The organism is Rhodopirellula halodulae, assembly GCF_020966775.1.
GTDB classification, from domain to species: domain Bacteria; phylum Planctomycetota; class Planctomycetia; order Pirellulales; family Pirellulaceae; genus Rhodopirellula; species Rhodopirellula halodulae.
The window spans coordinates 1-12,246 of the sequence record NZ_JAJKFV010000008.1; the positions used below are offsets into that span (position 1 = coordinate 1).

A 12,246-nucleotide genomic window follows, 5' to 3' on the forward strand; every position below is an offset into this window, starting at 1 on the left:
GGCAACTTAGGCAGGTAAGACAGGAGCCGTATACGGACCCGTACGTACGGTTCTGTGAGAGGGCTGAGTCAGCGGTCGCTCCGCTGGCTCACCCTACTCGATTGTCAACATCGCAGCGAGATGCATTGCTTTGCACCCCGCGGAACGATCGGGGCCGTTCGATCAGAACTTGCTGATCGTTTCAAGAACGGCTTTGAGTTGTTCGTTCTTGGTCGTGTCCCAAGCGACGCTCGCGTCTGTTTTGAGTTTGGTCACGGCATCGTTGGTGCGTTGCTGGAGGTTCTCGGTGGTGGTGTACCGACGCAGGACCAACTCGTTGGTGTCGAGCTGAAACTGGACCCATTGGGCGTCTCGTTGCTGCACGACTTCTTCGGTGGTGAAACGCTGCAAACTGCTTCGCCGCTGAGGTTGCGGTGCCACCCTGGCTCGCGGGCTGTTCGCCATGTCCGCGATCATCTCGTCTTCGCCATCGATCTCTTTGGGATCGGCGTCGCGACTAATGTCGTCATCCAGGTCGCCGCGGTCACGCCCGGTTTCGGCCTCCAAGTCTGCGGCCAGTGGATTGTCGACTCGGTAGTCGCGATCAGGATCGTAGTCGTCCGCGTCGTAAATGGAGTCGTCCGAATAAGGCAGCGTGGCGGAGAGCGTTTGGATCTCGCGTTCGCTGATGCGAGCACCGAGGCCGCGTCCCATGCCCAGTCGTCCCGACGCGGCAGCGATTGCTCCCTCCACACCGTCTTCGACCGCGTCGGCTCGGTTGCGAGCTTCGCGGCCCGTTTCATCGACGTAATCGTCGACCCGATAATTGTCGACGTCGACCGGTGTGCGGGCGGCACGGTATTCGTCGTCCGCACCGGGATCATCAACGCCCGCGGGAGTTTGCGTGTCGAAGCGTTCCAGGCCGGTCCGTGACGATCCCGCGGTCGATCGTTTCGAATTGCGAGCCGAAGAATTCTTTGAATCGGTAGCGAGTTCCGGACGCGTTTGACGAAGCTCTTCCTTCAAAGCCGCACCGACTTGCTCGGGATTTGGCATTGTGTTGGGCGTCGTTGTGTTGGGCGTCGTTGTGTTGGGCATCGCTTCCGCGGAAGTGCTGTCCTCGGCCGGTGCCGGGCCGCGGGTGGCGACGGCTTGCTGGCTGCGAAGTTTCCATCCGAACGATTCAAGTGACTGTATCACCTCGCTGGTCTGACGAATCAGCGAATCAAGTTCCTGGGCACGTTTGGGTTCGTCCGTGCGTTCCCGAGCTTCCGATGCGAGTTTGCGAACCAAGCTGGCGTCGCTCCAAATGACTCCGGCCAAAGCCCAATCGCTGATTTCGTTGGAATCGGGTGAAGTCGCCGTGGCCGGAGTGGCGGAAACCTCGGCGTCTTGTGCCAACGCGGGAACGCTGCTGAACGAGGTGACTCCCGCAAGCGTCAAGGCGAGTCCGAGCCGTTTGATGCGTGCGGCTCGAGGAAGGTGATCAGAGGATGAGTTGTTGAAGAGCGACAGCATGACGAGACCTGAAGCGTTTGGAGCTTGATGGGTGATCGGAAAGCTGACGCGAATCTGCCTTCCATGCGGACGGGCAAATCATCAACGCGAAGCTTCCAGGCCATCACATCGATGGCGTTGTCCACAACCGTTTGCACGAAGTGTGCCAGACGACCCGGGCGGCGATCACGTGACCCAACAAGACTCAGAAAAAAGACTCAGAGAGGAGGCTGCCCAGTGTACCGCAGTCGGTTTGGGTGATGGGCAATCGACCAACACGCCCTGTATTGGTGCAACGATGCGGTGGCCGAGAACGTCGCCGGCTTTTTGAGCTGGCGGACCATTGGGATTCATGAAGCGAGCGAAACCGCGAGGCATCGTGCGATGGCGGCCGAAAAGATCGCTGGCATTGGATTTGCGGCCCTCTACAGTTCATCAGAATTCACTTTGGCCTCAGCAAAAGGATGTCATGTCATGATCGCTTTTCCGAACAAGTCGCAGCTCACCGAACTATTGACCAACGAAAATGGCGACTGCGTGTCCATCCTGATGGGAACCTATCAGTCCGGTCGGGAAACCAATCAAAATCCCATTCGATTTAAGAATCTGATCCAACAGGCGATCGAGTTGGCGAATAAGAAGGGAAGTCCGATCCTGTCACAGTTGGAGGCTTTGGCGGAACTCGAGCACGATGCAACGTTTTGGCAGCATCAGTCCGCTGGGCTTGCGATCTACGTTTCAGAGGGCACCGAGAAGCGAATGATGTTGAGTCACGATCCGGGTGAGTCAGTGACGTTGAGCGATGAGTTCAACATTCGCCCCATCGCATCGGTGGCTTGTGGGGAAACGAACTTGATGACCTTGGCATTGTCGTGGGAGCGGGCTCGTTTGTTTCGATCGGATGGGCACACCAGCGTCGAAGTGAAGGACGAAGTGTTCCCGGTGACGATGGACGAGCTGGTCACTGAACGAGACCCCGAAAAGCAACTGCAATACTCATCGCATGAGTCATTTGGTGCCGGTGGTTCCGAGACGGTGATGTACCACGGCCACGGGGAAGGGGAAGACAAGATCGAAGCCGATCGACACGCATATCTTTCCCGCGTTGGTGAGTTGGTGCAAAAGCGACTGTACAACACCGACCTGCAATTGGTCGCGTTTGCAACGGAAGAAGTCGCTGGCCACTTCGAGGCAGCGGCCGAGGGTGTGGAGATCACGCAGTGCATTCACGTCAGCCCTGATGCTTTGAGCGACTCGCAGTTGGATGCGAGGATCACCGCGTTTGCGAAAGAGCACCATCAATCCAACGATGAGGTCTTGGCCGATCGTCTTGGGGCATCCCTCGCCGGCGATTTGGGGTCGAGCGATGTAGAAGAAGTTGTCTTGGCCGCATTGGATGGCCGAGTTGACACGCTGCTGCTGGGAGCGGACACGCGAATTCCCGGACGTTGCGACGCAACAAAACACAGCGTCACGTTGGATGAGACCGCTTCAACAGATTTGGTCAACACGGCGGTTCGTTTGACATTGAATTCAGGCGGCACGATTCGTCGGCTGCAAAAGGCTTCGGCCGGACAACCGGTGGCTGCGATCTATCGTTTCTAATCGGAGCGTTCCACTGTTGTCAGCCAGTCGCCAAGGGTTGGTGACAAATCAGCGATTGACTCGGTCGAGAGTTGCTTCGATCGAGTCAGGCGGGCTCCGAATGCCCGTGAGATATGTCGTGTAAGTTGTCTGTTTTCACGAAGGGGGTGAGTGCCGATCGTTTATGATTGAGCTCGACATGGAGCAGGTTGGCTTTCGGCTGGTCCGTTCCGACCTCCGATTCGCGAGAACTTATCCTTTGCTCGCACGCGTTCATCGCTCCGAACAACAGATGCCTGAACAGAAAGCAGTTGCCCTTCTCATCGAGACCTCCAACGCATACGCCCGCGGGCTTTTAGGAGGAATCGCATCCTACATCCACGAACATGATTTGTGGTCGATCTATTTGGTCGAACAGGAACGTGGCGCGGCGCCTCCACCTTGGTTGGAGGAGTGGGATGGCGACGGATTGATCGCTCGAATTGAAAACGAGGAAATTGCCTCGACCGTTCGGAAGCTGAAGATTCCGGTGGTGGATGTGAGTGCCGCTCGGACCATTCCGAATATCCCCTGGGTCGAAACCAACGATCACAAGATCGGCGAATTGGCTTACCAGCATTTTCGCGAACGCGGTTTCGAGAACTTCGCCTTCTGTGGTGAGTCGCGATTCAATTGGTCGGTATTGCGGAACAGGGCGTTCGAGAAACGGGTGCTGGACGATGGTTTCCAGTGTCACTCGTTCGATTTTCAAGTTGACGCATCCGATCCGGATTCGCTGCGGAAGGAACGCGATCGTTTAGCAGATTGGGTCCGTTCGCTTGAGCCGCCCATCGGTGTGCTCGCTTGCTATGACATCATGGCTCAGAAGATCCTCGACGTGTGCCGTTTGCATGGCATCAAGGTGCCCAGTGAGTTGGCTCTGCTGGGCGTCGACAACGACGAACTGCTGTGTGATTTGTGCACGCCACCATTGTCGAGCGTCGTCCCCGCCGCCCATCAAACGGGGCGCGAAGCCGCTTCACTGCTTGATGCAATGATGAATGGCGAGGAAGTCAAAGCGGAGCCGCATTTGATCGAACCGTTGGGCGTTGCAACGCGGCAGTCCACGGACGTGCTGGCGATCAAGGATCCAGAAATCGCGGCGGCTGTGCGATTCATTCGCGATCATTGTTGCGACGGGATCAACGTCCAGGATGTGGTGAAGAAGGTTCCTTTGTCACGGCGAGTGTTTGAAAGTCGTTTTTTAGCACTGATGGGCCGAACGCCTCACCAAGAGATCACGCGGCGGCGAATCGAGCGAGTTCGCTATCTTTTGATCGAGACCGATTTAACGCTTGTTCAAATTTCGCGTCGAACAGGTTTCCAAAACCACGAATACATGAGCGTCGCTTTCCGTCGCGCCATGGGACATCCCCCAGCGACTTACCGTCGCAAGTTTCGCAAGATCTAACGACCACCGGTTCGTTGGTCTCGCCTCTCCGGTGAAGGACGAAGCTTTTCTGCACCGATAACGCTGCGACGTGAAGTTTGCGATAGCGTTGTTTTCGTCAGTCGGTGGGACCGGAACCGCGATTCTAAAACCGAAAAAGAAAACGCCATGGACCACCGCTGGGCGATCCATGGCGTTGTTGCTTGAACGACACTTGGCGGTAATCAACCGATCATGGTGACTCGACCGTGATGGCGACGAAGATCGGCGAGCTGGAATCGTCGCCTTTGATCAGCTCGATCGTCTTCAGCGGTTCTTGGCGTTTCGGCGTGAGCTTCAAGTAGCGAACTTGTTGTCCACGGACATCGAACGCGAATTCGGACTGGGGCACGTCGACTCGACGAATGTAGTCCGCGAAGTGAACGCCATTGAGCAGTTTGTGATCCTCGACCGTCCCATCGGCATAATTCAGACGGATAGTCGCGGTGTGCGAGCCTTCTTGGCCATAGGGGAATCCCCATCCGCTGACAGCACCCAACACGTGAATCGCCGACGCGGTTGCGTTGCAAACCAATGGGACTTGCTTGGGCATCAACGGCGGTTTTGTACCCTGTGGTCCGTGCAACAAGATCACGTTCGGAACGCGTCCGTCTTGCGGATCGACCAAGGTGAACGGAACACCGTTGTGTTTCTTCGGCGTCCAATCGGGGAAGATGATCCGGTCCGGTCCGTTGTCGCCATCGCTGAACATGCCGCGGGTGCTGACCGCCGTGGCAATCCCCGAGAACGAAAGCGGAGTGTACTTGCCGCGAGCCGTCAGGAACTCGAGCAAGTCCGTCATCTCTTCGCGTTTGATCTGGCTTTCGAAGCCCTCCGGCATCAGCGATTGGCTGGATGCGTTGAGCTGTTCAATCTCTTCTCGAAGGATCGTGTGACGTTTCGCTTGAGCATCGATCAATTCGATCGACGTTCGCGATTCGCCGCCCAGCATTCCGGTGATGACTTGACCTTCGGTGGTCAGCACGGCGAACGTTCGGAAGTTGCCCTCGACACTTTGATTGGGATCCAGAATGTGAGTCAGCAATTCTTCCTTCGGGTGAACCGCCATGCCCGTGAGGTCGGGGCCAACGTCGGCACCTTCGCCACTGTGTCGGTGACAGTTCGCACAATGCTTCTTGAAAATCGCAGCACCCAGGGTCGCGTCACCCTTCGCGTGTGCGACTGGCAACCAATCCTTGAGCAAAGCGACTCGGTTTGCCGTCGGAACTCCACCGGAAGCTTTCAGCAGTTGCTGCGCTTTCTCCTTGATCGACTTATCCGGGTGATTGTTCAACGCTTGGCGTTGGTTCAACGACAAATCCGACATTCGCAAATCGCCAGCTTCGATGCTCTCGATCAATTCCAGCGTGGTGTTGGGTTGGGAAAGCAAAACGCGAATGATGGCTTCGCGAACCGATGGGGTGGAGGCGGCGGTTTGTTCAACCAAGGCTCCGCCCAATTCTTCACTGCGGCTATTTTTCAACGCGTCCAGAATCCCCAGGGTTGTGGCGGGGGTGGTTTGTGGACCGATGCTTTCAAGCAGGTCGAACACCACGTCTTCGCTGTTAGGCTGCATCGAAACCAATTGCTGAGCCGAGCTGATGCGATCACGATCGCTCAACGATCCGTCTTGGACTTTTTCGAGCAGTTGATCCGCGAGTTCCTCGACTTTTTCGGTCAGCGCGGCGGTGCCCCATTTGGTCGACAATCGAACCAACTGGCTCTGCTCGTCCACGGAAACTTGGTCGAACAAAGATACCAAATCCTGCTCGGATTGATCCGACAATTCGACTTGATGATCCTTCGGCCAACCGGCTGCCAGGCCCTGCAGAACGCTGGATGCGTTGCTGGAGTCCGTGGCGGCGACCGATTGAATGAACTGTTGCAGTGCCGCGGCGTCGGGTTGTGATCGAGCGAAGTGTTCCGCGATCACCGATAAACGTTGTCGGACAGAACGAGGAAGTGGTTGGTCTGTGGCGGATGCCAATACCGCGGGCAACGCACCAGCAGAATGCATGGCGGTGGCACTGGTCCAAGCATCGAGCAACCAGCGATCGCCGCCGAGGTTTTCCGAAGAATCCACAATTGCGGAGATCACCGCATCGATCGTTGGCGTGGAGGGTTCGGCGAGTTTCAGCAACGCGGCGAGTTGGACTTGAGCGTTGGAGTCACTCAGCGTGCCCGATTCGATCAACGATTGCAGGTCCTCTTCGGTGCTTCCGAGAACGGTGACCGCAGCACGGCGAACGCCCGCGCTGGGATGCGACAGTGCGGTGCGTACAGCAGCATCCACGTTCGCGTGATTTGCACCAATCAGCTCCAAGCCCTCCAGGGTCCACAGAGCGTGGATCGCACCGGGATTCAAACCGATGGCGTCGACATCCGTGTTAGCGATCAATGCGAGCAATTGGTCAACCGTCGCCGCGTCGATCTCACCCATTTCGACCAGCAAGCGTTGGGCTTGCAAGCGAACTGGCATCGCGGTGTGTTGAAGCCCGTCAATCAAACCAGCGACATTGTCAGCGGTTAGTGCGGGTACCAATGCGGATTCGCCGTTGTTGGTGACCACGCGATAGACACGACCGTGTCGCTTGTCACGCAAGTCGGTCTCGTACGCGTTCCCACGCCCGGTTTCAAAACCGTGAGGCGTCGGGTTGTGTTGGACGATGTAGTTGTACCAATCCAGCACCCAAACGTAGCCGTCCGGACCGGTCTCGGCCATGATCGGCGCCGCCCACTCATCGTCGCTGGCCACCAAGTTGAAGGGGCTGGTGCTCTTGAAGCCGGCTCCATCGGGTGTCAGCACAAATGTTCCCACCAAGTGACCGGTCGGTCCGCAGACAAACGCGGTGCGGTTCCACCAAGCTTGCGGGTACTCGCGAGCGGTGTAAAGACCGTGACCAGCGGCAGCGGTGTAGCCACCGTGATGATCGACTTGGCGAACGTTTTCCGTGATCGGATCAAACAGGTGACTGTCCGAGATCATCTGCAGCGTGCGTGGCGACCAGCCTCGAACCTGTTCGTAATAGCGGTTCGCGATGGGCAAAAAGTTGCTGGGGTTGTGGTTGGCGGTCGAACCGAAGACCAGACCGTCTTCCGAGAAACCAAGTCCCCAAGTGTTGTTGTTGGTCGCTCGCATGAACTCCAACTTCTCCACCTTCACGGTGTGCTCGGAGAAGTCATCGGAGGCTTTCGAACCGTCAATTTTGGTGGCTTCACCGTTGCGATCTGCGTCCACTTTGAAACGCCAGAAACCCTGGCGAAAACCTTGTTGTCGCTCGCCATTGATTACGGGACGCGAAGCGTTGTAGCCCTGCATGCCCCAGATCCAGTTGTCAGGACCGTAGCGGAAGTTGCTCACGCCGCCGTGTGTGTCACCGAGAGCCCAGCCGGTGATCAAGACTTGGCGGAAGTCCGCCTTGTCATCGCCGTCGACATCTTTCAGGTAAACCGTCTCTTGGCCGTCTTGAACGATCACTCCACCGCGGTAGCAAACCAACGTGGTTGGGATGCTGAGGCCTTCCGCGAACAGGGTGAACTTATCCGCGACGCCATCGTGGTCGGTGTCTTCGCAAATTCGAATGCGGTCGCGGCCGTCGCCTTTGGGTTGCAGTTCGTTGGGGTAATCCATCGTCTCGCACACCCACAATCGGCCTTCTTCGTCCCAGGTCATCGCGATCGGTTTGCCGCCTAGATCGTCCTCCGATGCCCACAGTTTCATCTGCATGCCTTCGGGAGTCACATAACGATCGATCGATTTTTCCGCGGGCAGCGGGTCTTGCATCAGCGTTTTGGGTTTACCTTGCTCACCCCATTTTTCACCAGCGGTGTAGTTCGGGATTTTCGCGCCGACGTCGGTGAAGGTGAATGGTTTGTCGCCTTCGGGTAGCGATGTCATCTCGGGGACAGGGAACGACGCGGCGTCCGCGAATTCACCGGCTTGTTGTGGATCGCGTTTGGCAACCCAGCGAATGCCACGCTCGACCAGATTGTGAAAACCTGGATTGGTCCAAGTGCGACTGTCGTGACCCCATGCGGTGTAAAAGACACGGCCCTTCCCGTGCTCACGAATCCATGTCCACGGTTCACGACCGGACGCATCGACTCGGTATTCCAAGACCGTGCGATTCTTCTCATTGTGCAAATGGTGGACGTAGGTTTCGTCCCAGCTTTCAAAGCCACCAAAACCCTGCATCAACTCGTGATTGGCCTTGGCGGGAGTTGCTCGGAAGACGCCGGTTCCATGTCGTTGGAATTGGGCCCCCATCAAGGCGACCACGTCCGGGTTGTTTCGGAAGCAGAACGAGGCACAATGCAGCGGAACGAAACCGCCACCGTTTTCGACATACGTCAACAAAGCACTTGCATGCTCGGGAGCAATCTCGTCGATGTTTGCGTACAAGAGCAAAGCGTCGTAGTTCGCAAGTTGCTCCGACTGCAAAACCGAAACGTCATCGGTGTAGGTCAGGTCAACTCCATTGGACTGCATGACGGGTTGCAGTTCGTCGAAGCGAGGCTTGGGTTGGTGGTGACCGTTGTCACCAAGAAACAACACTTGCAGTCGTTGAGACTCTGCCGCAAACGTTGTGTTGCCAATCAATGGCAACGAACTCAGTGCCAGCAAAGCCAGAAGTCGGATGGCGCGGTTCATCATAGGAAGGGACGACACGACGTGCCGCATTGCAGATGGATCGGAGGGAAGTGGGGTTCCTGACGTAGTCGATCAGGCACACGCGTGGTTCCAACGGGAAGCACATCCCCATTGCACCACTTCATTGTCCTGATGCTAAACATAGGACCGCACGGAGCAATGAGAAATCACGCACGCCGGGTGTGTTATTTCACGACGGGTGAAGTTCACCAACAAGATTGGTTGGCTGTCTTTGACTAAGGATCATTGCCAAGGTTAGTTCGAAGCGACCGAACCGGTTGGCTCGACCCGACACGATGGAAGATATCGCCGCGACTTTGGTCGGGTTGTGCGACTTTGGAAGCTGGCCCTTCGAAAGTTGTCCTTCGAGATATGAACCGGTGTCAGTTGGCGAAGAGGTCGGCGAGGGTTTTCGCCCATTCGTCCCAGCCTTCGGCGGCGGCTTCGAAATCGACTCGCATCCAACGCACGGGTTCATCGGGCAACACCGCGGGCGGGAACTTGGAGTCTTTGCTGATTGGAAGTTGGCTGCTGCGCCCCATTGCCAATCGGTCCTCGATTTCCGGTGTCATTAGAAAGTTGGCCAAGACACCGGAGGCAATCGGATGAGGTGAATTCTTGATGCGAGCCAACGTGTTGGGAATGCGAAGGGTGCCGGGTTGGTCGGGCAGTTGATCGGGATAGACGATCGCCACCGGATAACCCAAGTCTTTTTCAATGATCGCGTCGTCGGTATCCGTCAAACCCCATGCGACCTTGCCCGACGAGACAGCTTGAGCGACTTGTTTGTTGCCTGACAGGATCACCGCGTTGTCATGGATTTGTTGCAGAAGATCAAACGCGGCATCCGGACCTAGCAAATCGCGAAGCACGGCGAAGTGGGTCGCTGTGGTGCCAAACAATGGACGCGCCATCGCACATCGTTGCGACCATTTGGGGTCCGCCAATTCCGCAACTTGGCTGGGCCAATTTTCTTTTTGCGCCAACAGGTCCGTGTTGATCAAAAGGACGCGTGCACGTGCCGCGAAACCACACCACGTTCCATCGCTGGCAAGCATGTCCGTCGGCCAAGTCGACGGGACATCCCAGTCATGCGGTTCGAGCAGTCCCAGCTTTTGCAGCCTGACCGTGTGCATGATTTCGTTGTTCCAAAACAAATCACAACGAGGCGATTCCGCTTCCGCGATCAATTGGTTCGCCAGTCCAACAGTCTTGGTCGATTCGATGTCGAACTTGCCAATCACTCCGATTTCGTGGTCGGTGGATCGCTCGAAGGAGGCCAGGATGGGCGCAGCGAATTCTTCATCCAGTGCGGAATAAACGACCACGTCAGATTCGCTACGAGACACACAACCGGTCATTCCCAACGTCATGCTGGCGAACAAGCCGCCCAAGCCAACCAGGATTGCGGAAAACAAACGACGGAAGAGCCAAACAGTTTTCAAGGACACGTTGAGCCGAGTACGCTGGAGGGATGACTGATCAAGGAATGCAATCTCGATTTTCGCGTTTCCTGTTCGCGATCGCGATCGGAGGACTGTTCCATTTTAGCGGTGCAGAGGCTTTTGCGCAGGACGGCGACGCCGGAAATCCCACGGAGTGGATCGTCCGAGAAAGCAAACACTTGCGACTGGCCAGCGATGTGAACGAACCAGAATTGCTGAAGGATCTGACGCAATCATTTGATGCGGCGGTTCCTCAATGGTTGGCTTTCTGGGGAATTCCCGAGTCCCGTTTAGAGAACTGGAAAATCGATGGCTATTTGATGCGGAACGTCGATGCGTTTCGCGAGCGAGGAGCGTTGCCCGCCAGTATCACTCCCTTTCGCCATGGTTTTTCATCGCCGGGCACCATCTGGGTTCGTTACCAAGACACTCGTTACTACAACCGCCACCTGGTTTTGCACGAAGGCGTGCACTCGTTGGCATTTGAGTTGTTCGGTGCGGGCGGACCGAGTTGGTACATGGAGGGGACCGCGGAGTTGTTGGCACTGCACCGTGAACGCGTGATTGTTCCCAAGCGTTTGCCCCCTGAATCGGAAGAGCCCGCACGCACCTTGCTGGCTCAGTCGATGGATCCGTTCACCATCAATCAGTTTCCTCGTAATCGAGCCGACACGCCGGGTTGGGGACGCTACAAAATTGTCGCTCGCGATCGAGACGCGAATTCGTTGCCGACGTTGAAAAGTGTTTTGAAATTGCCGATGGAGCTGAATGGCAAGGTCGAGGCTTACACATGGTGTTGGGCGGCGGCTTCGTTGTTCAGTCAAGCACCGGAGTCACGCGAAGCTTTTTTGAAGGCGGCGGGCCGCGGGGCTGACCAAAGCGAAGCCTTCACATCGGAGTTCTATCGCGACGTGGCGGAAGACTGGCCGGTGTTGTCCGCACGTTGGCGTTTGTTGCTGAATGACTTGGATTACGGATTCGATTGGTCGCGACACCGCATCGCGTTGTCCACGTCGGATCCGCGAGCCACGGGGGCTCCGTTTGCACTGCGAGTATCATCCGACCAAGCTTGGCATTCGACCGGGCAGTGGTTCCCTCGCGGCGCACGTTTGCGCTTCGCGGCTTCCGGGCAATGCCAAGTGACCAGGGATTGGATCAGCGGCCCGGCGGGAATCTCGATTGAATTTCACCGCGGGGCACCGCTGGGGCAATTGCAAGTTTGTGTGCTGCCGATTGCATCGCCCGACCAGGGCACGTTGCCGCCGATGCAGATTCAATCTGTGATCACGAAGACCGATGTCGCTCGGCAAATTGCTTTGGGAAATTCGGACGCTGACGCGGAGGATTCGTTGGTGAGCCAAGGTTCCCAAGAGGTCTTGATTCGCGAACCGTCGTGGGTGCTGTTGCGAATCAATTTGCCGATCGATCATCAGCCCATCGCAAGTGATTCCGCGTTGGGCTATCAAGTGAAGGTTGTTCCGGTTCGCTGAGTCAGACGATTGGTGGTTGGGTTCTCAATCGTCGCCCGCAGCGGGTTGTCGGCCGGTGTGCAATTTACAGCCTGATGGATCGACGGGCGGACGAACGATGAGGGGTATGATGAGCGTCTCATTGGAAAGACA

6 protein-coding genes are annotated in these 12,246 nt (G+C 56.7%); 3 read left to right on the forward strand and 3 right to left on the reverse strand.

Annotation, left to right across the window (positions count from 1 at the left end; all coding sequences use genetic code 11):
* Positions 1-162: 162 nt before the first annotated feature.
* On the reverse strand, positions 163-1,497 hold the full coding sequence (locus LOC70_RS06340) for a hypothetical protein (protein ID WP_230252614.1): 1,335 nt from the start codon (positions 1,495-1,497) through the stop codon (positions 163-165).
* Positions 1,498-1,950: 453 nt separating this feature from the next.
* On the opposite strand from LOC70_RS06340, the gene LOC70_RS06345 reads away from it, so the two are divergent.
* Positions 1,951-3,081, forward strand: coding sequence for a baeRF3 domain-containing protein (locus LOC70_RS06345; protein ID WP_230252616.1), 1,131 nt, complete (start codon positions 1,951-1,953; stop codon positions 3,079-3,081).
* Between the two features lie 271 nt (positions 3,082-3,352).
* The gene (locus LOC70_RS06350) at positions 3,353-4,510 is read left to right on the forward strand and encodes an AraC family transcriptional regulator (RefSeq protein ID WP_230252618.1); all 1,158 of its coding nucleotides are present in this window, start codon (positions 3,353-3,355) and stop codon (positions 4,508-4,510) included.
* 211 nt (positions 4,511-4,721) lie between these two features.
* Here the strand turns inward: LOC70_RS06350 and LOC70_RS06355 are convergent, their stop codons facing one another.
* Positions 4,722-9,182 carry a PVC-type heme-binding CxxCH protein gene (locus LOC70_RS06355; RefSeq protein ID WP_255715627.1) on the reverse strand — a complete coding sequence of 1,487 codons (4,461 nt, stop codon included), beginning with the start codon at positions 9,180-9,182 and terminating at the stop codon, positions 4,722-4,724.
* Between the two features lie 380 nt (positions 9,183-9,562).
* The gene (locus LOC70_RS06360; RefSeq protein WP_255715622.1) at positions 9,563-10,624 is read right to left on the reverse strand and encodes an extracellular solute-binding protein; all 1,062 of its coding nucleotides are present in this window, start codon (positions 10,622-10,624) and stop codon (positions 9,563-9,565) included.
* A 44-nt stretch (positions 10,625-10,668) separates the two neighbouring features.
* On the opposite strand from LOC70_RS06360, the gene LOC70_RS06365 reads away from it, so the two are divergent.
* A complete protein-coding gene (locus LOC70_RS06365; RefSeq protein ID WP_230252623.1) occupies positions 10,669-12,114 on the forward strand; it encodes a hypothetical protein in 1,446 nt (481 codons plus the stop codon).
* The last annotated feature ends 132 nt before the right edge of the window (positions 12,115-12,246 follow it).